Origin of the sequence: Pseudomonas sp. IPO3774, from assembly GCF_013386835.1 — a bacterium.
Classification (GTDB): Bacteria; Pseudomonadota; Gammaproteobacteria; order Pseudomonadales; family Pseudomonadaceae; genus Aquipseudomonas.
This window is the reverse complement of record NZ_JACAQY010000034.1, coordinates 345,964-370,716: the sequence shown is the minus strand read 5'-3', so window position 1 is coordinate 370,716 and position 24,753 is coordinate 345,964. Positions and strand designations below refer to the sequence as shown.

Sequence of the window (24,753 nt, the reverse complement as noted above, 5' to 3'; positions counted from 1 at the left end):
CTTCCAGAATCTGCCGTCAACACCTTTTTTCACAATACTGTCATATCGGTCAAAAAAGCCCTGAAAAGCAAAGGCCGGCCCCAAGGGGCCGGCCTTCTACTTACCGAACCTACAAGCTAGGAAAGGCAAACTGCGACGCCTCATGACTGGCCCGTTGCGGCCAGCGCTGGGTAATCGCCTTGCGACGCGTATAGAACCGCACCCCATCCGGCCCATAGGCATGCAAGTCGCCAAACAGCGAGCGCTTCCAGCCACCAAAGCTGTGATAAGCCACCGGCACCGGCAACGGCACGTTGACGCCAACCATACCCACTTCAATCTCGTCACAGAACAACCGCGCCGCCTCACCGTCACGGGTGAAGATACAGGTGCCGTTGCCGTACTCGTGATCGTTGATCAACTGCATGGCCGCTTCCAGGCTGTTCACCCGAACCACACACAGCACCGGCCCGAAGATCTCTTCTTTATAGATGCGCATCTGCGGGGTCACGCGGTCGAACAAACTGCCCCCCAGGAAGAAGCCATCTTCATTACCGGCAATACTCAGGCCACGACCATCGACGACCAACTCAGCACCCGAAGAAACGCCGTCCTCTATATAGCCACTGACTTTATCGCGCGCCTGGCCAGTGACCAGCGGCCCCATGTCCAATCCACACGTGGTGCCCGCACCAATCTTCAGCGCCTTGATCTGCGGCACCAGCTTGGCGACCAATGCGTCAGCCACCTGGTCGCCGACACACACGGCAACAGAGATCGCCATGCAACGCTCACCGCACGAACCATACGCCGCGCCCATCAAGGCACTGACAGCGTTATCGAGATCCGCATCCGGCATCAGCACCGCATGGTTCTTCGCCCCGCCCAACGCCTGTACACGCTTGCCGCGCTTGGTGGCTTCGGAATAGATGTACTCGGCGATCGGCGTCGAGCCGACAAAGCTCAACGCCTTGACTTCCGGCGCTTCGATCAGCGCATCCACCGCGCCTTTATCGCCATGCACCACACTCAGCACGCCTTTAGGCAAGCCAGCTTCCTGCAACAGTTGTGCAATCAGCAGCGTCGAGCTTGGATCACGCTCCGACGGCTTGAGGATGAAGCAGTTACCGCAGACGATCGCCAGCGGATACATCCACAAAGGCACCATCGCCGGGAAGTTGAACGGCGTAATACCGGCCACCACACCCAACGGCTGGAAGTCAGACCAGGCATCGATATTCGGGCCAACGTTACGGCTGTACTCGCCCTTGAGGATTTCCGGCGCCGAGCACGCGTACTCCACGTTCTCGATCCCGCGCTTGAGCTCACCGGCCGCATCTTCCAGGGTCTTGCCATGCTCTTCGCTGATCAGCTGGGAGATACGCGCTTCGTTCTGCTCAAGCAATTGCTTGAAACGAAACATCACCTGGGCACGCTTGGCCGGTGGCGTGTTACGCCAGGCCGGGAAAGCTGCCTTGGCCGAATCGATGGCGCTTTGAATGGTTTCACGGCGGGCCAACGGCACCTGGTGAATCACCTGGCCAGTCGACGGGTTGTACACGTCGGCAGTGCGACCGTTTTCGGTGACCAATTGGCCGTTGATCAAATGCTGGATGAGGCTCATGCAGGGCTCCTGAAAAGTTGTTCTATATAGAAGGAGAAATCAGTCGATCTTGTTCAGCACTTCGCCGACCGCATCGAACAAGCGATCCAGGTCCTGCGGTTTGCTGTTGAAGGTTGGGCCGAACTGCAGGGTGTCGCCGCCAAAGCGCACGTAGAAGCCGGCTTTCCACAAGGCCATGCCCGCTTCGAACGGACGCACGATGGCATCACCATCACGCGGGGCAATCTGGATCGCACCGGCCAGGCCATAGTTACGAATGTCGATCACGTTCTTGCTGCCCTTCAGGCCGTGCAGCGCATTCTCGAAATGCGGTGCGACTTCGGCCACGCTCTGCACCAGGTTTTCCTTCTGCAGCAGGTCGAGTGCCGCCAAGCCAGCCGCGCAGGCAACCGGGTGGGCCGAGTAGGTGTAGCCGTGCGGGAACTCCACCGCGTACTCAGGCGTCGCCTGATTCATGAACGTCTGATAAATCTCGGTGCTGGCAATCACCGCGCCCATCGGGATCGCGCCGTTGGTGACTTGCTTGGCAATGCACATCAGGTCCGGGGTCACGCCGAAGCTGTCAGCACCAAACATCGAACCGGTACGACCGAAGCCGGTGATCACTTCGTCGAACACCAACAGGATGTTGTGCTGATCGCAGATCTCACGCAGACGCTTCAGGTAACCCTGCGGCGGAACCAGCACGCCGGCAGAGCCCGCCATCGGCTCAACAAACACCGCGGCGATGTTCGACGCATCGTGCAACTCGATCAGCTTGAGCAACTCGTCCGCCAAGGCAATCCCGCCCAGCTCCGGCATGCCACGGGAGAACGCATTGCTCGCCAGCAGGGTGTGAGGCAGATGGTCAACATCCATCAGCCCCTGACCAAAAATCTTACGGTTACCGTTCACGCCGCCCAGGCTGGTACCGGCGATGTTCACGCCGTGATAACCACGGGCACGGCCGATCATCTTGGTCTTGGTCGCCTGGCCTTTCAGGCGCCAGTACGCACGCACCATCTTCACCGCGGTATCGGCGCACTCGGAGCCGGAGTCGGTGAAGAACACATGGTTCAGGTTGCCCGGCGTCAGGTCGGTAATCTTTTCTGCCAGCTGGAACGACAAAGGATGACCGTATTGGAAGCCCGGCGAGTAGTCCAACGTACCCAGTTGCTTGGAGACCGCTTCCTGGATTTCCTTGCGAGTGTGCCCGGCGCCGCAGGTCCACAGACCCGACAGCGAGTCATACACCTTGCGCCCCTTGTCATCGGTCAACCAGCTGCCTTCAGCTGCCACGATCAGGCGCGGGTCACGATGAAAGTTGCGGTTGGCGGTGTACGGCATCCAGTGCGCGTCCAGCTTCAGTTGGCTGGCCAGGGTGGACGGAGCGTTTTCGGGCATGTTCATGAGCAAAACCTCGCAAGGCAAAAGGCAGCGTCGGGATTGAAAAGCGTTGTTGCAGCTAAATTGCCACGGGGATAAAGTCGGTGAAATCCAACTCTTCTAACCTTCAGTCAGGCCTTCACTAAACTATGAGCAGCCGTCGACCCGACCCACTGGCCCAAGTCAGCGACTTCGATATCCGCCTGTTGCGCATCTTTCGCAGCGTGGTGGAGTGCGGTGGCTTCTCGGCGGCGGAAACCGTTCTGGGGATTGGCCGCTCGGCCATCAGCCAGCAAATGAGTGATCTTGAACAGCGCCTTGGCCTGCGCCTGTGCCAACGCGGGCGGGCGGGGTTTTCCCTGACCGAGGAAGGACGCGAGGTTTACCAGTCGGCACTGCAGCTGCTCAGCGCCCTGGAAAGTTTTCGCACCGAGGTCAACGGCCTGCACCAACACTTGCGCGGCGAACTGATCATCGGCCTGACCGACAATCTGGTCACCCTGCCCCACATGCGCATCACCCACGCCCTGGCACAGTTGAAGGAACGCGGCCCGGATGTACAGATCCAGATCCGCATGATCGCCCCCAATGAAGTCGAACAAGGGGTGCTCGACGGCCGCCTGCATGTCGGCGTAGTCCCCCAGGCCAGCGCCTTGTCGGGACTTGAATACCAGCCGCTGTACAGCGAACGCTCGCTGCTCTATTGCGCAGTGGGCCACCCGCTGTTTTACGCCGACGACAAGCAACTGGACGACGACCGCGTCAACAGCCAGGACGCCATCGCCCCGACCTTCCGCCTGCCCGCGGATATCCAGGCGCACTACCAGGCACTCAATTGCACCGCCAGTGCCTCGGACCGCGAGGGCATGGCCTTCCTGATCCTGACCGGCCGCTACATCGGCTACCTGCCCGACCACTACGCCAGCCTGTGGGTACAACAAGGCCGACTGCGCGCGCTGAAACCGGCTACACGTTTTTACGATTTGAGCCTCGCTTCGGTCACGCGCAAGGGCCGTCGCCCTCATTTGGTGCTGGAAAGTTTTCTCGAAAGTCTGGCCGCAACGCGCTAACACGGGCCTTACAGAAAAACCTGAGCAGCTGGACAGCTTTTTGCAAGACAAGGGGATCTCGAACCGTCAGCCATGAGTTCCCCGCCATGACGCCAGAATCCAACACCCCCAGCGACCTGATCTACGGCCTCAACGATCGGCCCAAACCTTTGCCTGCATTGCTTGCCGCGTTGCAGCATGTGTTGGCTGCCTTCGTCGGCATCATCACCCCGCCGCTGATCATCGGCTCTACCCTGGGCCTGACCGCCCACCTGCCCTACCTGATCAGCATGGCATTGATGGTTTCCGGTGTGGGCACCTTCATCCAGGCGCGCAGGCCGTTTGGCATTGGCGCCGGGATGATCTGCCTGCAGGGCACCAGCTTCGCGTTTCTCGGCGCCGTATTGTCGGCCGGGTTTCTGGTCAAGCAACGCGGCGGCAGCCCGGAAGACATCCTGGCGATGATTTTCGGTATCTGCTTCTTTGGCGCCGCAGTGCAGGTCGTGTTGAGCCGTTTCATCGGTCAGCTCAAAAGGGTAATCACGCCGCTGGTGACCGGCATCGTCATCACACTGATCGGCATCAGCCTGATCAAGGTCGGCATCACTGACCTTGGAGGCGGCTTCAATGCCCCGGACTTCGGCGCGCCAACCAACCTGGCACTCGGCCTGTTCGTGGTACTGACCATCATCCTGCTGAACCGCTCGAACACGCCATGGGTACGGCTCTCCGCCATCATCATCGGCCTCGCACTGGGCAGCCTCGCCGCCTGGTTCAGCGGCAAGTTGGTGCCCCAAGCCTTGCCTGACTTGCCATTGATCAGCCTGCCTACACCGTTCCACTTCGGTTTCAACTTCGATTGGAGCGCTTTCCTGCCGGTAGCACTGATTTATCTGATCAGCACCATCGAAACCGTCGGCGACCTCACTGCCAATTGCATGATCGCCCGCCAGCCCATCAGCGGCCCTTCCTATATAAGCCGACTCAAGGGTGGCGTACTGGGAGATGGCATCAGTTGCATGATCGCCGCCACCTTCAGTGCCTTTCCCAACACCACATTCGCCCAGAACAACGGCGTGATCCAGCTGACCGGCGTGGCCAGCCGTTACGTCGGCTTGTACATCGGCGCGGTACTGTTTTGCCTCGGGCTGTTTCCGTTGATTGGTGCGGTGCTGCAGCAAATCCCCAAGCCGGTGCTGGGCGGCGCAACCCTGATGATGTTCGGCAGCGTAGCGGCGGCCGGCGTGCGCATTCTCGCCCAGGCCCCGCTGGATCGGCGCAGCATGCTGATCATCGCCACCTCGTTCGGCGTCGGCCTGGGGATCGCGGCGCAACCGAACCTGCTGCACCTGATGCCAACCCTGGTGCAGAACCTGTTCGACTCGGCCATCACCAGCGGCGGCCTGACCGCCATCGTATTGTGCCTGCTGCTACCTGAAGCCAAGGCTCCCGTGGATGCCGCAAACCGGACCCTGGAAAGCGACACTCTGAAGCCGCTTTAAGGGTTTTATCGTATCGGGACTTGTCTGGGGCTTGAGGGTGGGTTATCTGTGCACACGTCGCCTTCATCGATCTGCACGGAAACCTCCATGAGCCTCGAAGTTCCTGCCCACAGCAACCACGCCGGAAAACCTGCAAGCCGCATTCGCCAAAAGAACGAACAAGCGATTTTGCAGGCCGCCGAAGACGAGTTCGCCCGTCATGGCTACAAAGGCACCAGCATGAACACCATCGCGGCGAGTGCCGGGTTGCCGAAAGCCAACTTGCACTACTACTTCACCAACAAGCTGGGCCTGTACATCGCGGTGCTCAGCAACATCCTCGAATTGTGGGACAGCACCTTCAACACCCTGACCGCCGAGGATGACCCGGCGGCCGCCCTGACCCGCTATATCCGCACCAAGATGGAATTCTCCCGGCGCCAGCCACAAGCCTCGCGGATCTTCGCGATGGAGATCATCAGCGGCGGTGAGTGCCTGACCGAATATTTCAGCCAGGACTACCGCGCCTGGTTCAGCGGCCGTGCGGCGGTATTCCAGGCCTGGATCGACGCCGGCAAGATGGACCCTATCGACCCGGTGCACCTGATCTTCCTGCTGTGGGGCAGCACCCAGCATTACGCCGACTTTGCCACCCAGATCTGCCGCGTGACCGGGCGCACCAAGCTGACCAAGCAGGACATGGAAGACGCCGGCACCAACCTTATCCACATCATTCTCAAAGGCTGTGGCATCAAGCCGGCCCTCTAAACGAAGTTACCCATGCCTTTCACGCTTACCGGCCTTTGCGAGTTTCGCGAAGAAATTCGCAAAAGCCGCTTCATTACCCTCGCCGCCCCGATCAGCAGCCCCCAGGACGCCCAGGCCTTCATCGACCAGCACAGCGACCTGAACGCCACGCACAACTGCTGGGCCTGGAAACTCGGCGATCAATACCGCAGCAACGACGACGGCGAACCCGGCGGGACGGCCGGGCGCCCGATCCTGGCCGCGATCGAAGCGCAGGATTGCGACCAGGTCGTGGTGCTGGTGATCCGCTGGTACGGCGGCATCCAACTGGGCACCGGCGGCCTGGCCCGCGCCTATGGCGGCGGCGCGAACAAATGCCTGCAAGCCGCCGAACGCGTCGAGCTGATCAAACGGGTGCCGCTGAGCTGCTCCTGTGGTTTTGCCGAGCTGCAGTTGGTGAAGCTGCGAGTGGCCGAACTGGGTGGGCTGGTGATGGAAGAAACCTTCACCGCCAATGGCGTCGACCTGCAGCTGGCCCTCGGCGAGGCACATATCGACACCCTGCAAGCGCAGCTCGCCGACCTGAGTCGCGGGCGCATTCTGCTGGAGCGCTGAAACTGCCCACATCTACTGTGCACCTGCCTGTGGATAACCTGAGCACACTCGCCTGTAACCCTTCTGTCACAAGGGTTTCAGGCGGTTGTACAGTTTTTGTTCAAGGCACTGCACGAAAGTATTAATCCAGCTCAAAAACAGTCAGTTAGGCGGGTTATGTCCTTTAGAACAAAGGGCCACAGCGCTTATATCCACCGGTCACGCTTGCGCACAATTACTGTGGATAACCCGTGCAAGAGTCACCCCGCAGCAGAGCCTGCAACGTTCCTGCACAACTGAGCATTTTTTGATCAACTTGTTACTCGGCGCACCGGTATCAACTGAGCCACCGCCCACAGCACTTCAAACACCACGACAATCACCAATACAGTACTGGCACCATGGGCCAGCGCGTAGATCTGCCAGGTGGCAAACAGCACTCGGCCGGCGGCGTCGTAGCGGCCAAAGATCGCTTGTGGGTCGCGGATTCGTAGCACCGACCACACGCAGACAATCGAGCCCATCAGGTTCGCCATCAACATATGCACAGGCGCGAACGGCGGCAGCTCGCCGGGCAGGTTCAACGCCACCAGGGCGTTATGCAGCAGGACAAACGTCCAGGGTGTGACCAGTGCGGCGGTGACGATCAGGTCGTACCAACCGCTGGCCCGAACCAGTCGACGGTATTGGTGTGCGGTCCACATAGCCGTAAGCTCCTTAAATTCAAGAAGCCAGCAGGCTAAAGCCTGGAGTATGCTCCAGGGTCAAGCCCCCTTGAGCCCTCTACATGCGTATCGGCGAATTAGCCCAGGCCAGCCAGGTCAGTCGCGACACCCTGCGTTTCTACGAGCAACGCGGGCTGATTGCCGCGCAACGCAGTGCCAACGGTTACCGTGACTACCCCGCCGACATGGTGCAACTGGTGCTGCACATCAAGACCGCCCAGCGCCTGGGCTTCAGCCTGGGTGAAATCGGCAACAGCGTCGGCGCATTATGGCAAGCTCCAGACCCCGACAGCGCCGTGACCCAGCTCCTGCAAGACAAGCTCAACCTGATCGAAACCCGCATCGCCGAACTCGACCAACTGCGCCAAGAGTTGCAGCAAAGGCTCGGCCAGCGTTGTCCACTGAACCCGTGAACCTCCACCGTCAAAGGAAGCCATTCATGTCCACTTCAAAAACCGCACTGATTATCGGCGCCTCCCGGGGCCTGGGCCTTGGCCTGGCCAAGCAACTGCTGGCGGACGGCTGGGAGGTGACCGCCACCGTGCGCGACCCGCAAAAGGCCGATGCCTTGAAGGCCTTGGGCGAGGTGCAAATCGAAAAGCTCGACATGGATGACCAGCAGGCGGTAATCGCCCTCAGCCAGCGCCTCAAGGAAAAAACCTTCGACCTGCTGTTCGTCAACGCAGGTGTCAAAGGCCCGGCCAACCAGGAACCGGGCCACGCCACCCTGGCTGAAGTCGGCCAACTGTTTTTCACCAACGCCGTGGCGCCGATCAACCTGGCCCAGCGTTTTATCGGGCAGATCCGCCCAGGCACCGGCGTGCTGGCCTTCATGAGTTCGATCCTGGGCAGTGTGACCATTCCCGACGGCTCGGACCTGGCGCTGTACAAGGCCAGCAAGGCCGCCCTCAACTCCATGACCAACAGCTTCGTCACCCAATTGGGCGATCAGAAACTGACCGTGCTGTCGTTGCACCCGGGCTGGGTGAAGACCGACATGGGTGGCGAAAACGCCCACATCGACGTGCCCACCAGCGTGCGCGGCCTGGTTGACCAGGTGAATGCCTACACCGGCAAGGGCGGCCATCACTTTGTGGACTACAAGGGCGACACCATCGCCTGGTAAAAAACCGGGATCGTTATCGGCCGATTGCCGTCGATAACGATCCACACGTAAACTGCGCACCTCGCCCTCCCCGGCGACCCTGGATCAGCAGACAGGGCAACACTGAGCTGGCAAACCTGAACCCATCATTCAGAGGAGCCGGCCAATGCCTGCGACCCGTATCTGGTTAAAAAACCCCCTCGCGATTTTCACTGCCAATGGCCTCGACGCCCGTGGCGGCCTGGTGCTGCAAGACGGTGTGATCACCGAAGTGCTGGGCTGGGGCCAAGAACCCGCCGTGCCCTGTGGACAAGTATTCGATGCCCGCGAGCATGTGGTGCTTCCGGGGCTGATCAACACCCACCATCACTTCTATCAAACCCTGACCCGCGCCTGGGCGCCGGTGGTCAACCAGCCGCTGTTTCCCTGGTTGAAAACCCTGTATCCAGTCTGGGCCCGACTCACCCCGGAAAAACTCGCCCTGGCGAGCAAAGTGGCCCTGGCCGAACTGCTGCTCTCGGGCTGCACCACGGCGGCAGACCACCACTACCTGTTCCCGGACGGCCTGGAACAGGCGATCGACGTGCAGGTCGACAGCGTGCGCGAACTGGGCATGCGCGCCATGCTCACCCGCGGCTCCATGAGCCTGGGCGAGGCCGACGGCGGGCTGCCACCGCAACAAACCGTGCAGCAAGGCGAAGTGATTCTGGAAGACAGCCGCCGCCTGATCCGCCAGTACCACGAGCGCGGTGACGGCGCACAAATCCAGATCGCCCTGGCGCCCTGCTCGCCGTTTTCCGTCACCCCGGAAATCATGGAAGCCAGCGCCGAGCTGGCCAACCACCTCGACGTGCGCCTGCATACCCACCTGGCGGAAACCCTCGACGAAGAAGACTTCTGCCTGCAGCGTTTCGGCCTGCGCACCGTGGATTACCTCGACAGCGTCGGCTGGCTAGGCCCGCGCACGTGGCTGGCCCACGGGATTCACTTCAACCCTGAAGAAATCGCACGCCTCGGAGCTGCCGGTACCGGCATCTGCCATTGCCCGAGCTCGAACATGCGCCTGGCTTCCGGGATATGCCCAACGCTGGACCTGCTGGCCGCCGGCGCACCGATTGGCCTGGGGGTGGACGGTTCGGCGTCCAATGATGCATCGAACATGATCCTCGAAACGCGCCAGGCCCTGTACATCCAGCGCCTGCGTTACGGGGCAGAGAAGATCACCCCGGAACGGGTGTTGGGTTGGGCGACAAAAGGTTCGGCGCAGTTACTCGGTCGCGCCGATATCGGCGAACTGGCCGTAGGCAAACTTGCCGACCTGGCGTTGTTCAAGCTCGATGAACTGCGCTTCTCCGGCAGCCATGACCCGATCTCTGCGCTGCTGCTGTGTGGCGCCGACCGAGCGGACCGGGTGATGGTCGGCGGCAAATGGCGGGTGATCGACGGGCAGGTCGAAGGATTGGACCTGAAAGGCTTGATTGCCGATCACAGCCAGGCGGCGCGGGAACTGATCAACCAGACTTAACTGAAGAAACACTTTTCAAATGTGGGAGCGGGCTTGCTCGCGAATGCGTTGGGTCAGTCAACATATCTGGCGACTGACACTCCGTATTCGCGAGCAAGCCCGCTCCCACACAAGCCCGGTTTCCACAATTATTTCTGCGGTGTTTTCAGGATTGGTTACAGTCCAAGCAGCGACAGCATGATAAACGTCGCAAACAACACAAAATGGGTCATCCCTTCGATGGCGTTGGTTTCGCCATCGTTGAGGTTGATCGCACTGACAATCAGCGTGATAAACACCATCACGGTCTGCACCGGCGTCATCGCCATCTGAAACGGCTGGCCGGTGTACAAGGCCATGGCTTCCATCACCGGCACGGTCAAAATCACCGTCGACAGAGAAGCCCCCAGCGCGATGTTCACCACCGACTGCATGCGGTTGGCCAGCGCTGCGCGCAACGCGGTCAAAATCTCCGGGGCGGCGGAAATCGCGGCCACGATGATCGCCGTGATTACCGGTGGAGCCCCCGTGCCTTCCAGGCCTAGGTCGAGGGTCTTGGACATCACCTCGGCCAACGCGCCAATCACGATCACGCCAAACACCAACGTCCCGATGGAAAACGCCAGGTTGATCGGCGGCGACTCTTCTTCCGGCTGTTTCTTGCGGCGTTTTTCCGGGTAGCTGTAGCTGAAGAAATAACTGTGGGGCCCCACCTGCATCCGCAGGAACAACGTGTAGAGCACTACCATCGCGCCGATGGTGAAGGCCGAGTAAATTTTCCAGTCGGCCTCGGGGATAAATTCCGGCACCACCATCGACACACCCATGGCGGTAAGGATCATCACGCTGTAGGTGCGCGCCGAATCGTCGTTGTAGGACTGTTCACCATGCTTGATGCCGCCCATCAGTGCAGCCAGGCCGAGGATGCCGTTGATGTCGAGCATCACCGCCGAATAAATAGTGTCGCGCACCAGGGTCGGCGAGGGCTCGTTGCTCATCATGATCGCCAGGATCACCACTTCCACCAGCACGGCGGCGAGGGTCAGGATCATGGTGCCGTAGGGGTCGCCGACCTTTTCCGCCAGTTGCTCGGCGTGATGGGCCACGCGCATCGAGGCCACGACGATAAAGCCGATCAGCGCTATGCCAGCCAACAGCGCCACCATCTGCCCGCTGTGCAGCATCCAGTGCTCCAGCGGGTAGGCAGCGATGGCGGCAATCAGCGCCAGCAGCATGAATTTTTCTTGCTTGATAGATGTGAGCATTGCAGGCCTTTTGAACGCGGCGAATCCGTCATTGATGGGGTACAGACTGCACCGCGCCGCTAACGTTTCGTTACACCTTAGTTCATGCACTGCTTGCACGGTGCCTGTGGATGCTCACCGCTTGGTCAGGTTTTGCCGATTATTTCGGCGTGCGCCTGTAGAATGCCGCCATTGCACCTGATGAGAATTTATAAATGTACGATTGGCTCAACGCCCTGCCCAAGGCTGAATTGCACCTGCACCTGGAAGGCTCGCTGGAGCCTGAGCTGCTGTTCGCCCTGGCCGAACGCAACAAGATCGCGCTGCCGTGGAACGACGTCGAAACCCTGCGCAAGGCCTACGCCTTCAACAACCTGCAAGAGTTTCTCGACCTCTACTACAAGGGCGCCGATGTACTGCGCACTTCCCAGGATTTCTACGACCTGACCTGGGCCTACCTGCTGCGCTGCAAGGCGCAGAACGTGATCCACACCGAACCGTTCTTCGACCCACAGACCCACACCGACCGTGGCGTACCGTTCGAAGTGGTGCTCAACGGCATTGCCGCCGCCTTGAAAGACGGCGAGCAACAACTGGGCATCACCAGCGGTTTGATCTTGAGCTTCCTGCGCCACTTGAGCGAAGAAGAGGCCGAAAAAACCCTCGACCAGGCACTGCCATTCCGTGATGCGTTTGTTGCCGTGGGCCTGGACAGCTCGGAAATGGGCCACCCACCGAGCAAGTTCCAGCGCGTGTTTGATCGTGCCCGTCACGAAGGTTTCCTGACCGTCGCCCACGCCGGTGAAGAAGGCCCGCCGGAGTACATCTGGGAAGCCATCGACCTGCTGAAGATCCAGCGTATCGACCATGGCGTACGCGCCATTGAAGACGAGCGCCTGATGCAGCGGATCATCGACGAACAGATCCCGCTGACGGTGTGCCCGTTGTCCAACACCAAGCTCTGCGTGTTCGACGACATGTCCCAGCACAACATCCTCGACATGCTTGAGCGTGGGGTGAAAGTGACGGTGAACTCGGACGATCCGGCGTACTTCGGCGGTTATGTCACCGAGAACTTCCATGCGCTGTACACCTCGCTGGGCATGACCCAGGACCAGGCCAAACGCCTGGCGCAAAACAGCCTGGATGCACGGTTGGTCAAGCCTTAATCAGCGACCGGTCTGGCGAGCCGGGCAATTTCCAGTTGCCCGGCTTCACTGACCTGCAACGCCTGGGACTCATTGATCACGCTGACCCAGTTCGACTGCAGGCACAACTGCAACAACGCGGCCCCCAACGCACCGCCCAAGTGTGGCTGCTGTTCGCTCCAATCAAAACAATCGCACACGATCGGCTGAGCCAGTGCCTGGGTAAAAATCCCCAGCGCTGCGAGTTTGCGCGCACCTGACGGCGTCACGTCCGTACGCTGTTCCGCGCGCTCGATCCACCCGGCCGCCATCATCCGTTGATACAAACCCGCTGCCAGCTCGCCCCCCAGGTGACCATGGCACAGCCGCGCTCGCCGTAAAGCCGCAGGCGCAGTCAATGACCGCGAATGAATGGGCGTGCTGCGGGCGACGCTGGCCATCGTGGTGCAGGCCAATGCATCCACGGCGGCCGCCACATCGGCGGCGGCCACCCGGAAAAAGCGTTTGCCGCTGCGGGCTTCGACACGCAACAGGCCACCGGCCGTCAATCGCGTCAGATGCGCATTCGCCGAGGCCGATGACAGCCCGGCAAGTGCCGCCAATTCATCGGAGGGTTTGGCCGAGCCGTCCATCAATGCCCACACCATCGCGGTGCGTTTCGGGTCGGCCAGCAAGGTGGCGATCTGACTGATGCAAGGTGCCTGTTCCATGTGCTCATTCACTCCCTGTTGAATCATTTGTCTGCTGCGTCTGGCGGAAAAGTATAAGCGTGAAAACGCCGGGTTCCGTGCCGTCTTACAGCGCAACCAAGGACAGAAGCTGAAGGAAATTTCCCGATATCCCCAGGGTTATGGTGTAGAGGCTGATCGCTCCGGCAATTGCGCAGTCAATGTCGCACAACGGGCAACGAGCATTTCCCGCAGAAGATTGATCGGCTTGCTCAGTTGCGCGCGATGGGCACACAACAGATTGAGCGGCGTACGTTCGCCCCGCAGCTCCGGCAGGATCAGCCGCAGGCGCCCCGCCAGCACATCCGAGCTGACATCCAGCCAGGACTTGTAGGCGATACCTACCCCCGCCACCGCCCAGCGTCGCACCACATCGGCATCATCACTGAAGCGGTCGCCGGTCACCGTCAGGCCGACATCACGCTTGCCATCGTTAAACCCCCAATGGTCATGCACCCGGCTGCCGAGCATGTACAGCAGGCAATTGTGCTGGGTCAGTTGCTCCAGGTGGCGCGGCTCGCCGTGCCGCGCCAGATAGCTGGGAGCAGCGCAGAGCACGCGGCAGTTGTCCGGGGCGATGGGCAACGCGATCAGGCTGGAGTCTTCGGGTTCGCCGTAGCGCAGGGCGATATCCACCGGCTGGCGGAACAGGTCGGCAATCCGGTCGCCCAACAACAGGCGTACGCTCAGGTCGGGGTATTCGCGCTGGAACTCATCGAGCCAGGGCAACAACTGGTTACGGCCAAAGTCCGACGGCGCCGAGAGTTGAAGCACCCCGCTGACCTGATCCTGGCCGCTGGCCAACAACCGCCGGCCTTCATCCAGGCTGCTCAAGGCGGCCCGGGCGTACTCCAGGAAGCCTTCGCCCTCGGCCGTCAGGCGCAGGCTGCGGGTGGAACGCGCCAACAACCGTGCGCCCAACTGCTGCTCGATGCGCTTCAACGCCGCGCTGGCCACCGCCGCCGACATGTCCATCACCCGTGCTGCCGCCGAAAGGCTGCCCAGGTCTGCCGCACGCACAAACAACTGCAAGTCATCAAAACGCAGCACGCCGACCGCCCATTATCAAAAAAGCATTGAAAGAGACTGCTCTTTTAGCGGGTTTTATCTTCCAGAGAAATAGCCAATCATCTGTCCATCCCGTTCATCACGTGTCTGGAGTCGAATATGTCTGCTGCCTTTAACGTCATCGCCACGCTGATCGCCAAACCCGGCCAACAGGCCACCCTGGAAACCCTGCTGCGCGAGCTGCTGGAACCGACCCGCATCGAAGCCGGCTGCCAGCAGTACGACCTACACCAGGACCTGCAACACCCCGAGACCTTCTACATGCTCGAACGCTGGAGTGACGACGCCGCGCTGGCCGACCACGACCAGAGCGCGCATATCCAGAATTTCCGCACCAAGGCTGCCGACGTGCTTGAGCATTTCGAACTCAAGCGCCTGAAGTTTATTGCCTGATCAACCGCCCCCTTTTTGGAAACCATCATGAAAGCCATCGCCTACTACGCCGCACTGCCGATCAACGATCCAAAATCCCTGCAAGACATCGAACTGCCCGAACCGGTCGCCGGCCCCCGCGACCTGCTGGTGGAAGTCAAAGCCATCTCGGTGAACCCGGTGGACACCAAGGTGCGCCAGAACGTCGCCCCGGAAAACGGCGCGGCCAAAGTGCTGGGCTGGGACGTGGCCGGTGTGGTCAAGGCCGTGGGCAGCGAAGTCAGCCTGTTCAAGGTCGGCGACAAGGTGTTCTACGCCGGCTCCCTGGTACGCCCCGGCGGCAACAGCGAACTGCACACTGTCGATGAGCGCATCGTCGGCCATATGCCGAAAACCCTGGGTTTTGCCGACGCTGCTGCACTGCCGCTGACCGCCATCACGGCCTGGGAATTGCTCTTCGAACGCCTGCAAGTGCGTGAAGGCAAGGCCGATGAAGGCCAGAGCCTGCTGATTGTCGGTGCTTCGGGTGGTGTGGGATCGATCCTGACCCAGCTGGCGAAACAGCTCACCGGCCTGAAAGTCATCGGCACCGCCTCCCGTCCTGAAACCCAGGCATGGGCCAAGGACCTGGGCGCCGACCTGGTGATCGACCACAGCAAACCGTTGAGCGAAGAGCTGAAAAACGCCGGCCATCCGCAGGTGAACTACGTCGCCAGCCTGACCCAGACCGACCAGCACCTGGACCAACTGGTGGAAGCGCTGATTCCCCAGGGCAAACTGGCGCTGATCGACGATCCCAAGGCATTGGACGTAAGCAAGCTCAAGCGCAAGAGCCTGTCGCTGCATTGGGAGTTCATGTACACCCGTTCGATGTTCGAGACCAGCGACATGATCGAGCAGCACAACCTGCTCAATCGCGTCGCCGAACTGATCGACGCCGGTACTCTGAAAACCACCGTGGGCGAGCACTTTGGCGTGATCAACGCGGCCAACCTGCGCCGCGCCCACGAACTGCTGGAAAGCGGCAAGGCCAAGGGTAAGATCGTGCTGGAAGGGTTCTAACGAAAGGTTCTGTCAGTGTCGTCTGTTATTCATGTGAGTAATGGACGACACCGCTAGTCAGAGACTTGATCCTTGTCATATTTGTGAGCGTATTCGGGTTTATATTGGCCGCCTTTGCCACGCAATTTACGTGAGGAAGTCAGCAATGAAGATCCTGATAAAAGCGCTAGCAAGATCCGAAGGCAACAAATGGCAGGTCCGTCTCGACCAGAACGCCTTTACCTTCCGCAGTGAGGCCGAGGCCCGCGCGTTTGCCGACACCCTGCAAACCCGTATCCAGGCGCCTCACCGATTCCCCGAAAGCCAGCAGCGCTCTGCTGGCTGATCCTGATCAGTCCGCCGCTTGCAGTGCCCGTTGGCGCTGCAGGCGCCGGGTCAGCATCGCGAACGTTACGGCCAATACGCCACACAAGCTGATGACCATTGCCATCGGCATCGCCGTGCCGTCGTGCAGCACGCCGACCAACGACGCTGCGCCTGCGGCCACACCAAACTGAATGCAACCGAGCAACGCCGACGCGCTGCCCGCCCGAGCGCCCTGCCCGCTCATGGCGCAGGCCGAGGTATTGGGCAAAATGCAGCCCAGGCTGGCGATGCAGATAAACAGCGGTACCAGCAGTGGCCACAAAGCGTCCGTGCGCAGCGCAGTAATTGCCAGCAACGACAGACCCGCCGCCAGGTAAACCCACACCGTGCGCGACAGCAAAAATGCCGGGCCACGCGACGCGAGCAAACGCGCATTGACCTGTGCCACCAGGATAAAGCCCGCGGCATTCGAGCCGAATACCCAGCCATAGTGTTCGGCGGGCACGCCATAGAGCTTGATAAAGACGAAGGGCGAGCCCGCGATGTAGGCAAACATACCGGCAATCGAGATGCCGCCGGTCAAGGCATAGCCCAGGTACACCCGGTCCGACAGCAACCGGCCGTACTGGCGCAGTGCGCCTGACAGCGGCTGGCGCGGTTGATGGGCCGGGAAGCTTTCCGGCAGCCCGACTGCTACCGCAATGGCCGCCATCACACTGAACGCCGTCAGCGCCAGAAAGATCGACTGCCAGCCCCACACCCCAACCATCACCCCGCCCGCCAGCGGCGCGAGGATCGGCGCCAGCCCGGTGACCAGCATCAGTTGGGAAAACACCTTGGCCGAGCCCACCGCGTCGCATTTATCGCTGACCACCGCCCGAGAGATCACCATGCCCGCGCAGCCGCCCAAGGCCTGGACGAAACGCGCGCCGATCAGCCATTCCAGGGACGGCGCGTACGCACAGGCGAAGGAGGCCAGGGTAAACAGGGTGACGCCGCTGAGCAGCGGCCCGCGCCGGCCAAAACGGTCTGCCAGCGGTCCATAGATCAACTGGCCGATCGCCAGGCCCGTGAAGTACACGGCCAAGGTCAGCTGAATATGTTTTTCGTCGGTGCCGAATGCCACGGCCATGGCCGGGAACCCCGGCAGGTAGAAGTCGATGGCCAGCGGCGCGAACGCGCTCAAGGCCCCCAAGATCAGGATTATACGAAGGTTCATCAGGCACCCAGGTGAGTCGGCAGCCCAACAGTCTAGCCGGGCTCGGGTGCCTTGAACATTAAGTTAGCTCGCTAACTATTCAAAAAGTCAGGCGAGCTTGGCGCTGTAGCCTTCTTCACTGATCAGGTTGATCACCTCTGCCGGCGACAGCAGGCTGCTTTCCACGCCGACTTCCTTTGTCGCGAGGTCGACGCGCACGCTGGCCGCCGGGTCCTTATCCTGCACCGCCTGGGTTACCGAGCGGACACAGTGGCCGCAGGTCATTCCTTCAACGCTGAATACTTGCATGACATGACTCCTTTAATGAGGTTGCCCGCAGTGTTGACCTTGCCATGATGGCAAGGTCAAGTTCTGAAAACATCGGCCGGGCTGGCATTCATTCGCGCCCTCGGCCAAGCTGCACTTATCCACGATGTGAACCTCGGAGAATTCGCCATGCGCTGGTCATTTTTTGGCCTTGTCAGCCTGATGGGCTTGTTTGCTACTGTGCCACCGGCCAGCGCAGATGAAGATTATGCGGTGCTGATCATTTCCCGGGAGCGCCTGGAAGTGCCGACCAACTGCGAGATTGGCTTGTACATCCAGGACCAGTTGGCCGGGCGGCTGTTCCAGGAGCAGGCCACGTCATTCAACTTGCCGGCCGGGAATGTGTCGTTGCGCCTGAAGTTGTTGCCGGGGCAATCCCAGGGTTGCTTGCCGGGCATGCTCGCACCACCGGCGCAAAACATTACGTTGAAGGCGGGTGACGTGCGCAAGTTGCGTATCGCGCAAGGGCCGGACGGCATGTACCTGAAACCGGCCGCACTGGAATACTGAAACATTGATCTAACGCCTTGACCTTCCCCACAGGTCAAGGTTGATCCTAGGGGCAATCTCTCCTGGAGTACTGCCCATGAACGGATCCACCACCTTCGACCTGCCGATCAGCGGCATGACCTGCGCCAGCTGCGCCGGGCGGGTTGAACGGGCACTGGGCAAAGTGCCCGGGGTGCAAAGTGTCAGCGTCAACCTGGCCAACGAACGCGCCCACATTGAAGTGCTCGGCCAGATGGACCCCGGCGTCCTGATCGCCGCCGTCGACAAGGCCGGCTACACCGCCACCCTGCCCCAAAGCGAAACCGCCACCCAGGCCAGCCAGGAACAACGCCTGAGCCATGAACGCTGGTCGCTGCTGCTGGCAATCCTGCTTGCCGCGCCGTTGGTGCTGCCGATGCTGGTGCAACCGTTCGGGCTGCACTGGATGCTCCCGGCCTGGGTTCAATTTGCCCTGGCCACCCCAGTGCAATTCATCTTCGGTGCGCGCTTCTATATCGCGGCCTGGAAAGCCGTGCGCGCCGGAGCGGGCAATATGGACCTGCTGGTCGCCATCGGCACCAGCGCCGGTTACGGCCTGAGTATCTATGAATGGCTCACGGCGTCCGCCGGCACAATGCCCCACCTGTATTTCGAAGCCTCGGCGGTGGTGATCGCCCTGGTGCTGCTGGGTAAATACCTGGAAAGCCGCGCCAAGCGCCAGACCGCTAGCGCCATCCGTGCCCTGGAAGCCTTGCGCCCCGAGCGGGCGATTCAAGTAATCGACGGCCGCGAGCAGGACGTCGCCATCACCGCCCTCAAGCTGAATGACCTGGTGCTGGTCAAACCCGGCGAGCGCTTCCCGGTGGACGGCGAAGTGGTCGAAGGCCAAAGTCACGCCGACGAAGCCTTGATCAGCGGTGAAAGCCTGCCGGTGCCGAAGCAGCCTGGCGACGCAGTCACCGGCGGCGCCATCAACGGCGAAGGCCGGCTGCTGGTGCGCACCCTGGCCCTCGGCGCGGAAAGCGTGCTGGCGCGGATCATCCGCCTGGTGGAAGACGCCCAGGCCGCCAAGGCACCGATCCAGAAACTGGTGGATAAAGTCAGCCAGGTGTTCGTGCCGGTGGTGCTGGTGCTGGCCTTGGCCACGCTGGTCGGCTGGTGGCTGTATGGCGCACCGCTGGAAGTCGCGCTGATCAATGCCGTGACCGTATTGGTGATCGCCTGTCCTTGCGCCCTTGGCCTGGCCACACCTACCGCCATCATGGCCGGTACCGGCGTTGCCGCCCGCCACGGCATCCTGATCAAGGACGCCGAAGCCCTGGAGCGCGCCCATGAAGTCAGCGCCGTGGTGTTCGACAAGACCGGCACCCTGACCTCCGGCGCACCAAAAATTGCGCACCTGGCCGCCATTGACGGCAATCAAGGGGCGCTCCTGCAACAGGCCGGCGCGCTGCAGCGCGGCAGTGAACACCCGTTGGCCAAGGCGGTGCTGGATGCCTGTGCCGAACAAGGTTTGAACGTCGCGGATGTCAGCGCCAGCCAGTCCCTTACCGGGCGTGGCATTGCAGGCACCCTAGATGGCCGGCAACTGGCGCTGGGCAACCGTCGCCTGCTGGAAGAAACCGGCTTGAGCACCGGTGATCTCGCCGACTCGGCCAGTGCGTGGGAGGCCGAAGGCCGCACCTTGTCCTGGCTGATCGAGCAAGGCCCGCAGCCCCGCGTGCTGGGTTTGTTTGCCTTCGGTGACACGCTTAAACCGGGCGCCCTGCAAGCGATACAAGCACTCAAGGCTCGGCATATCAGCAGCCACCTGCTGACCGGCGATAACCGTGGCAGCGCCCGCGTGGTCGCCGAAGCCCTGGGCATCGATGACGTGCACGCCGAGGTGTTGCCTGCGGACAAGGCGGCTACCGTCGCCGAGCTGAAAAAGACCGGCGTGGTGGCAATGGTCGGCGACGGCATCAACGACGCACCGGCCCTGGCCGCGGCCGACATCGGCATCGCCATGGGCGGCGGTACCGACGTGGCGATGCACGCGGCAGGTATTACCCTGATGCGCGGCGACCCACGGCTGGTGCCGGCAGCCCTGGAAATCAGCCGCAAGACCTATGCGAAAATTCGACAGAATCTGTTCTGGGCCTTTGTGTATAACTTGATCGGCATTCCGCTGGCGGCGTTCGGCCTGCTCAACCCGGTGATGGCTGGCGCGGCCATGGCCCTGTCCAGTGTCAGCGTGGTGAGCAACGCACTGCTGTTGAAAACCTGGAAACCCAAGGACCTGGAGGACGAGCGTCCATGAACATCGGCCAAGCAGCACGCCAAAGCGGCCTGAGCGCGAAGATGATTCGTTACTACGAGTCCATCGGCTTGTTGAAAGCCGCCCATCGCACCGACAGCGGCTACCGCATTTATGGCGCCGATGACTTGCACACCCTGGCGTTTATCAAGCGCTCGCGGGACCTGGGGTTTTCCCTGGAAGAGGTCGGCAAGTTGCTGACGCTGTGGCAGGACCGGGGACGCGCGAGTGCCGACGTCAAGGCGCTGGCCCGCCAGCATATCGATGAGCTGAACCAGAAGATCCGCGAGTTGGGGCAGTTGCGCGATACGTTGCAAGACCTGGTGGAACACTGCCAGGGCGATCATCGGCCGGATTGCCCGATTCTCAAGGAGTTGGCGTCGGGCAGTTGTTGCACCTGAGCAAGTTTAACCAGGCATGCACGGAACCTAATGTGGGAGCGGGCTTGCTCGCGAATGCGGAGTGTCAGTCAATACATCAGTTGACTGAACCAGCGCTTTCGCGAGCAAGCCCGCTCCCACATTTGGATATCCACTCGCCGTTGGATCACTGCATCCAGGGCGGCGGTGGCGGTTCTTCCGACGCTTTGCTCGGTGGCGCATCGTCTGCCGCGCGAATCGCCTGGCGACGCTCTTCATCGAGCCGCGCCGCTTCGATCTCGCGGATAACACCGCCCACGTCAGCCAGCTCTTCCGGTTCGTCGAACTCGCCGGTCAACACACTGGCCGGGTGCAGAGTGCCGGCTTCATACAGCGCCCACATCTCCTTGGCGTACTTGGTCTTCTTCAATTCCGGGGCAAAGCGCCCGAAGTAGGAAGCCATGTTGCCCACATCCCGTTCCAGCATGCTGAACGCGTGGTTGTTGCCCGCGGCATCCACCGCCTGAGGCAGGTCGATGATCACCGGGCCCGTCGGCGTCAGCAGCACGTTGAACTCGGAAAGGTCACCGTGCACCAGGCCGGTACACAACATCAGCACGATCTGGGTAATCAGGAAGGCGTGGTATTCACGGGCCTGGTCCGGCTCCAGCGTCACGTCGTTCAAACGTGGCGCCGCGTCGCCGTATTCATCGGCCACCAGCTCCATCAGCAGCACGCCTTCGAGGAAGTCGTACGGCTTGGGCACGCGCACACCCGCACCGGCCAGGCGAAACAGCGCCGCTACCTCAGCGTTCTGCCAGGCGTCTTCGGTTTCTTTCTTGCCGAACTTGGAGCCCTTGGCCATGGCCCGGGCCTGACGGCTGTTGCGGACCTTGCGGCCTTCCTGGTATTCGGACGCCTGACGAAAACTTCGTTTATTCGCCTCCTTGTAGACCTTGGCGCAACGTAACTCGTTGCCGCAGCGCACCACGTAAACAGCTGCTTCTTTACCACTCATGAGTGGGCGCAGCACCTCGTCGACCAGACCGTCCTCGATCAGGGGTTCAATGCGTTTAGGAGTCTTCATCAGCTTTTATTGTGGGTCCTTTATTACCAAACACGCGTATGGCACTCGTTATACGGCAATCCTCTCGCCGCGGGGAGAGGGTACCGACCTTTGACCGCTTAAGAATGCATCCAATATGCCAAATTGACCGGCGGCCCGATCATAGCCGAGATCAGCGCTCAATAATCGCGGTGACGCCCTGGCCCCCGGCGGCGCAGATCGAGATCAGGCCCCGGCCCTTGCCGGCTGCGTCCAGCAGCTTGGCCAGGTTGGCGACGATACGCCCGCCCGTGGCAGCAAACGGATGGCCGGCGGCCAATGAGCTGCCCTTGACGTTCAAGCGGCTGCGGTCGATAGAGCCCAGCGGTGCATCCAGCCCCAGGCGGGTCTTGCAGTATTCCGGATCTTCCCAGGCTTTCAGCGTGCACAACACTTGGGCAGCAAAGGCTTCGTGAATCTCGTAGTAATCGAAGTCCTGCAGGGTCAGGCCATTGCGGGCCAGCAGGCGCGGCACGGCGTACACCGGCGCCATCAGCAGGCCTTCGGCGCCGTTGACGAAATCCACCGCCGCCGCTTCGCCATCGCGCAGGTAGGCGAGAATCGGCAAGCCGCGCTCCTTGGCCCAGGCTTCACTGCCCAGCAGCACCAACGAGGCGCCATCGGTCAGCGGCGTCGAGTTACCGGCGGTGAGGGTGCCCTTTTCACTGCGCTCGAAGGCGGGCTTGAGGCTGGCGAGTTTTTCCAGGGTCAGGTCGGGGCGCAGGTTGTTGTCGCGGGTCAGGCCAAGAAAGGGCGTGAGCAAATCGTTTTGCCAGCCTTCAGCGTAGGACGCAGCCATTTTCTGATGGCTTTCCAGCGCCAACTGATCCTGCTCGGCGCGGGGGATCTGCCAGGTCTGCGCCATCAACTCGCAATGCTGGCCCATGGACAACCCGGTGCGCGGTTCGCCGTTGCGCGGCAGCTCCGGCTTGAGGTGATGGGGACGAAGTTGTAACAAGACTTTAAGTTTATCCGCCATGGATTTGCTGCGATTGGCTTGCAGCAGGATTTTGCGCAGGCCCTCATTCACCCCGATAGGCGCGTCGGACGTGGTGTCGACGCCGCCGGCAATCCCGCTTTCGATCTGCCCCAGCGCAATCTTGTTCGCCACCAGCAACGCGGCTTCCAGCCCCGTGCCACAGGCCTGCTGAATATCGTAGGCCGGGGTTTGCGGCGACAGGCGCGAGCCCAGCACGCACTCGCGGGTCAGGTTGAAGTCGCGGGAATGCTTCAGCACCGCCCCGGCGGCCACCTCGCCAATACGCAGGCCGTGCAGGTTGTAGCGTTCGATCAGGCCTTCGAGGGCGGCGGTCAACATCGCCTGGTTGCTCGCCGTGGCGTAAGGGCCGTTGGAGCGGGCGAAGGGGATGCGGTTACCGCCAATGATCGCTACACGGCGCAATTGAGTCATGGAAAGCTCCCTTGAGGTTATGGGGTGAATCTCTGAGCCTAGCCTAGGCTCAATCGAACGACTTTCACCTATTGATGGTCCACCGTTTGAACCCCAGCACTCGGAGAGCGTTCCATGTCTGACCGTTATATCGACTTCGCCAACTCCAGCCTCGGCCATCGCCTGGTCGCCGCCATTGGCCTGCCGTCACCGGTACGCCTGGAACGCTGGCAGGCCGGACGCCTGCGTCCGGTGGAGGGTGCGCTGCTGATCGGCGGCGGCCCGCTGGCGACAAAAATCCTGCCGTTCGCCAACAAGCTGACCGACGCTATCTATAGCTACGGCACCGAACCGTCGACGGCAACCACCTGGATTCCCGGCCACGGGCCCAAGCTCAAGGCCGTGGTATTTGACGCCAGCCAGTTGCAGCACACCGATCAACTCAAGCAGTTGCGGGAATTCTTTCAGCCGTTGATGAAGAACCTCGACCACAGCGCGCACCTGGTGATCCTTGGCCGCGCCCCGGAAAGCCTCGGCGACCCGTTTGCCGCCAGTGCCCAACAGGCCCTTGAAGGCTTCAGCCGGTCGCTGGCCAAAGAGCTGCGCAGCGGCGGCGTCCTGCAATTGCTGTACGTAGGCGACGGGGCCGAGGATCAATTGGAGGGTGCGTTGCGGTTCTTCCTCTCGCCGAAAAGTGCCTATATCTCCGGCCAGGTCATTCGCCTGAACCCTTGCCCGACCCAGGTCGCGGACTGGACGCGCCCGCTCGCCGGGCACAAGGCCCTGGTGACCGGCGCCGCCCGCGGCATCGGTGCCTCGATCGCCGAAACCCTGGCCCGCGACGGTGCCGAGGTGATCCTGCTGGACGTGCCACAAGCCAAGGCCGACCTCGATGCCCTGGCCGCGCGCCTGGGCGCCCGCAGCATCGCCCTGGATATCTGCGCCGAAGACGCCGCCACCCAACTGATCGAACACCTGCCGGACGGCATCGACATCGTGGTGCACAACGCCGGCATCACCCGCGATAAAACCCTGGCCAACATGACGCCGGAATATTGGGACGCAGTCTTGGCGGTCAATCTCAACGCGCCGCAAGTGCTGACCAAGGCGCTGCTGGACAGCGGCACCCTGCACGACAACGGTCGCGTGGTGCTGCTGGCATCCATCAGCGGCATCGCCGGCAACCGCGGGCAAACCAACTACGCCGCGAGCAAGGCCGGGCTGATTGGCCTGGCCCAGGCCTGGGCGCCGTTGCTCGGTGAGCGCGGGATCAGCATCAATGCCGTGGCCCCCGGTTTTATCGAAACCCAGATGACCGCACACATTCCCTTCGCCCTGCGTGAGGCCGGGCGCCGTATGAGTTCGCTGGGCCAGGGCGGCTTGCCCCAGGACGTCGCCGAGGCGGTGGCCTGGCTCGGCCAGCCGGGCTCGGGCGCGGTCAGCGGGCAGGCACTTCGGGTGTGCGGGCAAAGTCTATTGGGAGCGTAA

At 61.6% G+C, this 24,753-nt stretch carries 25 protein-coding genes; 15 read left to right on the top strand and 10 right to left on the bottom strand.

The annotated features are described in order from the left end of the window. Nucleotides 1-109: 109 nt before the first annotated feature. Both HYE77_RS19790 and HYE77_RS19785 read right to left on the bottom strand, forming a co-directional pair. The gene (locus tag HYE77_RS19790; RefSeq protein WP_177069158.1) at nt 110-1,603 is read right to left on the bottom strand and encodes a CoA-acylating methylmalonate-semialdehyde dehydrogenase; all 1,494 of its coding nucleotides are present in this window, start codon (nt 1,601-1,603) and stop codon (nt 110-112) included. A 39-nt stretch (nt 1,604-1,642) separates the two neighbouring features. Next, the gene (locus tag HYE77_RS19785) at nt 1,643-2,992 is read right to left on the bottom strand and encodes an aspartate aminotransferase family protein (protein WP_008430786.1); all 1,350 of its coding nucleotides are present in this window, start codon (nt 2,990-2,992) and stop codon (nt 1,643-1,645) included. A 125-nt stretch (nt 2,993-3,117) separates the two neighbouring features. Between HYE77_RS19785 and HYE77_RS19780 the strand changes: the two genes are divergently transcribed. The 4 genes from HYE77_RS19780 to HYE77_RS19765 all read left to right on the top strand — a co-directional run bounded on the left by HYE77_RS19780 (nt 3,118) and on the right by HYE77_RS19765 (nt 6,860). Beyond that, a complete protein-coding gene (locus HYE77_RS19780) occupies nt 3,118-4,038 on the top strand; it encodes a LysR family transcriptional regulator (protein WP_087693467.1) in 921 nt (306 codons plus the stop codon). Nucleotides 4,039-4,124: 86 nt separating this feature from the next. After that, nucleotides 4,125-5,519: a uracil-xanthine permease family protein gene (locus HYE77_RS19775; RefSeq protein WP_177069157.1), complete on the top strand. Its 1,395-nt coding sequence runs from the start codon at nt 4,125-4,127 to the stop codon at nt 5,517-5,519. An 87-nt stretch (nt 5,520-5,606) separates the two neighbouring features. Then, nucleotides 5,607-6,266, top strand: coding sequence for a TetR/AcrR family transcriptional regulator (locus HYE77_RS19770; RefSeq protein WP_003211175.1), 660 nt, complete (start codon nt 5,607-5,609; stop codon nt 6,264-6,266). 12 nt (nt 6,267-6,278) lie between these two features. After that, a complete protein-coding gene (locus tag HYE77_RS19765) occupies nt 6,279-6,860 on the top strand; it encodes a YigZ family protein (RefSeq protein ID WP_102368022.1) in 582 nt (193 codons plus the stop codon). Nucleotides 6,861-7,150: 290 nt separating this feature from the next. Here HYE77_RS19765 and HYE77_RS19760 read toward each other — a convergent pair whose 3' ends face one another. Continuing rightward, nucleotides 7,151-7,543, bottom strand: coding sequence for a hypothetical protein (locus HYE77_RS19760; protein WP_102605233.1), 393 nt, complete (start codon nt 7,541-7,543; stop codon nt 7,151-7,153). 83 nt (nt 7,544-7,626) lie between these two features. Here HYE77_RS19760 and HYE77_RS19755 point away from each other — a divergent pair, with 83 nt between their 5' ends. The 3 genes from HYE77_RS19755 (at nt 7,627) to HYE77_RS19745 (ending at nt 10,194) form a co-directional block, all read left to right on the top strand. Beyond that, nucleotides 7,627-7,977: a MerR family transcriptional regulator gene (locus HYE77_RS19755; protein WP_177069156.1), complete on the top strand. Its 351-nt coding sequence runs from the start codon at nt 7,627-7,629 to the stop codon at nt 7,975-7,977. Between the two features lie 26 nt (nt 7,978-8,003). Further along, the gene (locus HYE77_RS19750; RefSeq protein ID WP_177069155.1) at nt 8,004-8,690 is read left to right on the top strand and encodes an SDR family oxidoreductase; all 687 of its coding nucleotides are present in this window, start codon (nt 8,004-8,006) and stop codon (nt 8,688-8,690) included. 145 nt (nt 8,691-8,835) lie between these two features. Then, complete coding sequence (locus HYE77_RS19745; protein ID WP_177069154.1) at nt 8,836-10,194, top strand: 8-oxoguanine deaminase; 1,359 nt, start codon at nt 8,836-8,838, stop codon at nt 10,192-10,194. Nucleotides 10,195-10,349: 155 nt separating this feature from the next. Here the strand turns inward: HYE77_RS19745 and HYE77_RS19740 are convergent, their stop codons facing one another. Beyond that, nucleotides 10,350-11,438, bottom strand: a complete 1,089-nt coding sequence (locus HYE77_RS19740; RefSeq protein ID WP_003211166.1) for a calcium:proton antiporter — start codon at nt 11,436-11,438, stop codon at nt 10,350-10,352. Nucleotides 11,439-11,632: 194 nt separating this feature from the next. On the opposite strand from HYE77_RS19740, the gene HYE77_RS19735 reads away from it, so the two are divergent. Continuing rightward, nucleotides 11,633-12,586, top strand: coding sequence for an adenosine deaminase (locus HYE77_RS19735; RefSeq protein ID WP_008430770.1), 954 nt, complete (start codon nt 11,633-11,635; stop codon nt 12,584-12,586). Here HYE77_RS19735 and HYE77_RS19730 read toward each other — a convergent pair. Both HYE77_RS19730 and HYE77_RS19725 read right to left on the bottom strand, forming a co-directional pair. After that, a complete protein-coding gene (locus tag HYE77_RS19730) occupies nt 12,583-13,275 on the bottom strand; it encodes a helix-turn-helix transcriptional regulator (RefSeq protein ID WP_134325675.1) in 693 nt (230 codons plus the stop codon). The genes HYE77_RS19735 and HYE77_RS19730 overlap by 4 nt on opposite strands. A 138-nt stretch (nt 13,276-13,413) precedes the next feature. Then, nucleotides 13,414-14,343: a LysR family transcriptional regulator gene (locus HYE77_RS19725; protein WP_087693475.1), complete on the bottom strand. Its 930-nt coding sequence runs from the start codon at nt 14,341-14,343 to the stop codon at nt 13,414-13,416. 117 nt (nt 14,344-14,460) lie between these two features. On the opposite strand from HYE77_RS19725, the gene HYE77_RS19720 reads away from it, so the two are divergent. The 3 genes from HYE77_RS19720 (at nt 14,461) to HYE77_RS19710 (ending at nt 16,120) form a co-directional block, all read left to right on the top strand. After that, a complete protein-coding gene (locus HYE77_RS19720; RefSeq protein WP_003211158.1) occupies nt 14,461-14,754 on the top strand; it encodes a putative quinol monooxygenase in 294 nt (97 codons plus the stop codon). A gap of 27 nt (nt 14,755-14,781) precedes the next feature. Further along, nucleotides 14,782-15,795, top strand: a complete 1,014-nt coding sequence (locus HYE77_RS19715; protein ID WP_003211156.1) for a zinc-binding alcohol dehydrogenase family protein — start codon at nt 14,782-14,784, stop codon at nt 15,793-15,795. Nucleotides 15,796-15,940: 145 nt separating this feature from the next. Beyond that, on the top strand, nt 15,941-16,120 hold the full coding sequence (locus HYE77_RS19710; protein WP_003211153.1) for a hypothetical protein: 180 nt from the start codon (nt 15,941-15,943) through the stop codon (nt 16,118-16,120). A gap of 6 nt (nt 16,121-16,126) precedes the next feature. On the opposite strand, the gene HYE77_RS19705 is transcribed toward HYE77_RS19710, so the two are convergent. After that, complete coding sequence (locus tag HYE77_RS19705; RefSeq protein ID WP_003211152.1) at nt 16,127-17,320, bottom strand: multidrug effflux MFS transporter; 1,194 nt, start codon at nt 17,318-17,320, stop codon at nt 16,127-16,129. Between the two features lie 87 nt (nt 17,321-17,407). Then, a complete protein-coding gene (locus HYE77_RS19700) occupies nt 17,408-17,608 on the bottom strand; it encodes a heavy-metal-associated domain-containing protein (RefSeq protein ID WP_003211150.1) in 201 nt (66 codons plus the stop codon). Nucleotides 17,609-17,755: 147 nt separating this feature from the next. On the opposite strand from HYE77_RS19700, the gene HYE77_RS19695 reads away from it, so the two are divergent. The 3 genes from HYE77_RS19695 to cueR all read left to right on the top strand — a co-directional run bounded on the left by HYE77_RS19695 (nt 17,756) and on the right by cueR (nt 20,812). Beyond that, the gene (locus tag HYE77_RS19695; protein ID WP_177049188.1) at nt 17,756-18,136 is read left to right on the top strand and encodes a hypothetical protein; all 381 of its coding nucleotides are present in this window, start codon (nt 17,756-17,758) and stop codon (nt 18,134-18,136) included. Between the two features lie 76 nt (nt 18,137-18,212). After that, on the top strand, nt 18,213-20,414 hold the full coding sequence (locus tag HYE77_RS19690; RefSeq protein WP_102368020.1) for a cation-translocating P-type ATPase: 2,202 nt from the start codon (nt 18,213-18,215) through the stop codon (nt 20,412-20,414). Then, nucleotides 20,411-20,812 (top strand): Cu(I)-responsive transcriptional regulator, encoded by a 402-nt coding sequence (gene cueR, locus HYE77_RS19685; RefSeq protein ID WP_177036399.1) that lies wholly within the window; start codon nt 20,411-20,413, stop codon nt 20,810-20,812. The genes HYE77_RS19690 and cueR overlap by 4 nt, the downstream gene beginning before the upstream one ends. Before the next feature lie 145 nt (nt 20,813-20,957). Here the strand turns inward: cueR and HYE77_RS19680 are convergent, their stop codons facing one another. Beyond that, entirely contained in the window at nt 20,958-21,857 is a 900-nt protein-coding gene (locus HYE77_RS19680) for a PA4780 family RIO1-like protein kinase (RefSeq protein WP_008438985.1), read from the bottom strand. Between the two features lie 151 nt (nt 21,858-22,008). Continuing rightward, complete coding sequence (locus HYE77_RS19675; protein ID WP_087693751.1) at nt 22,009-23,286, bottom strand: acetyl-CoA C-acetyltransferase; 1,278 nt, start codon at nt 23,284-23,286, stop codon at nt 22,009-22,011. 114 nt (nt 23,287-23,400) lie between these two features. Between HYE77_RS19675 and HYE77_RS19670 the strand changes: the two genes are divergently transcribed. Continuing rightward, on the top strand, nt 23,401-24,753 hold the full coding sequence (locus tag HYE77_RS19670; RefSeq protein WP_177069153.1) for a 3-oxoacyl-ACP reductase: 1,353 nt from the start codon (nt 23,401-23,403) through the stop codon (nt 24,751-24,753).

Coding starts and splice junctions, on each gene's coding strand:
- HYE77_RS19760 (WP_102605233.1), bottom strand. CDS start 7,543: ATGTGGACCGCACACCAATACCGTCGACTGGTTCGGGCCAGCGGTTGG.
- HYE77_RS19765 (WP_102368022.1), top strand. CDS start 6,279: ATGCCTTTCACGCTTACCGGCCTTTGCGAGTTTCGCGAAGAAATTCGC.
- HYE77_RS19750 (WP_177069155.1), top strand. CDS start 8,004: ATGTCCACTTCAAAAACCGCACTGATTATCGGCGCCTCCCGGGGCCTG.
- HYE77_RS19705 (WP_003211152.1), bottom strand. CDS start 17,320: ATGAACCTTCGTATAATCCTGATCTTGGGGGCCTTGAGCGCGTTCGCG.
- cueR (WP_177036399.1), top strand. CDS start 20,411: ATGAACATCGGCCAAGCAGCACGCCAAAGCGGCCTGAGCGCGAAGATG.
- HYE77_RS19755 (WP_177069156.1), top strand. CDS start 7,627: ATGCGTATCGGCGAATTAGCCCAGGCCAGCCAGGTCAGTCGCGACACC.
- HYE77_RS19785 (WP_008430786.1), bottom strand. CDS start 2,992: ATGAACATGCCCGAAAACGCTCCGTCCACCCTGGCCAGCCAACTGAAG.
- HYE77_RS19780 (WP_087693467.1), top strand. CDS start 3,118: ATGAGCAGCCGTCGACCCGACCCACTGGCCCAAGTCAGCGACTTCGAT.
- HYE77_RS19715 (WP_003211156.1), top strand. CDS start 14,782: ATGAAAGCCATCGCCTACTACGCCGCACTGCCGATCAACGATCCAAAA.
- HYE77_RS19675 (WP_087693751.1), bottom strand. CDS start 23,286: ATGACTCAATTGCGCCGTGTAGCGATCATTGGCGGTAACCGCATCCCC.
- HYE77_RS19775 (WP_177069157.1), top strand. CDS start 4,125: ATGACGCCAGAATCCAACACCCCCAGCGACCTGATCTACGGCCTCAAC.
- HYE77_RS19740 (WP_003211166.1), bottom strand. CDS start 11,438: ATGCTCACATCTATCAAGCAAGAAAAATTCATGCTGCTGGCGCTGATT.
- HYE77_RS19670 (WP_177069153.1), top strand. CDS start 23,401: ATGTCTGACCGTTATATCGACTTCGCCAACTCCAGCCTCGGCCATCGC.
- HYE77_RS19700 (WP_003211150.1), bottom strand. CDS start 17,608: ATGCAAGTATTCAGCGTTGAAGGAATGACCTGCGGCCACTGTGTCCGC.
- HYE77_RS19735 (WP_008430770.1), top strand. CDS start 11,633: ATGTACGATTGGCTCAACGCCCTGCCCAAGGCTGAATTGCACCTGCAC.
- HYE77_RS19790 (WP_177069158.1), bottom strand. CDS start 1,603: ATGAGCCTCATCCAGCATTTGATCAACGGCCAATTGGTCACCGAAAAC.
- HYE77_RS19690 (WP_102368020.1), top strand. CDS start 18,213: ATGAACGGATCCACCACCTTCGACCTGCCGATCAGCGGCATGACCTGC.
- HYE77_RS19770 (WP_003211175.1), top strand. CDS start 5,607: ATGAGCCTCGAAGTTCCTGCCCACAGCAACCACGCCGGAAAACCTGCA.
- HYE77_RS19720 (WP_003211158.1), top strand. CDS start 14,461: ATGTCTGCTGCCTTTAACGTCATCGCCACGCTGATCGCCAAACCCGGC.
- HYE77_RS19730 (WP_134325675.1), bottom strand. CDS start 13,275: ATGGAACAGGCACCTTGCATCAGTCAGATCGCCACCTTGCTGGCCGAC.
- HYE77_RS19710 (WP_003211153.1), top strand. CDS start 15,941: ATGAAGATCCTGATAAAAGCGCTAGCAAGATCCGAAGGCAACAAATGG.
- HYE77_RS19745 (WP_177069154.1), top strand. CDS start 8,836: ATGCCTGCGACCCGTATCTGGTTAAAAAACCCCCTCGCGATTTTCACT.
- HYE77_RS19680 (WP_008438985.1), bottom strand. CDS start 21,857: ATGAAGACTCCTAAACGCATTGAACCCCTGATCGAGGACGGTCTGGTC.
- HYE77_RS19695 (WP_177049188.1), top strand. CDS start 17,756: ATGCGCTGGTCATTTTTTGGCCTTGTCAGCCTGATGGGCTTGTTTGCT.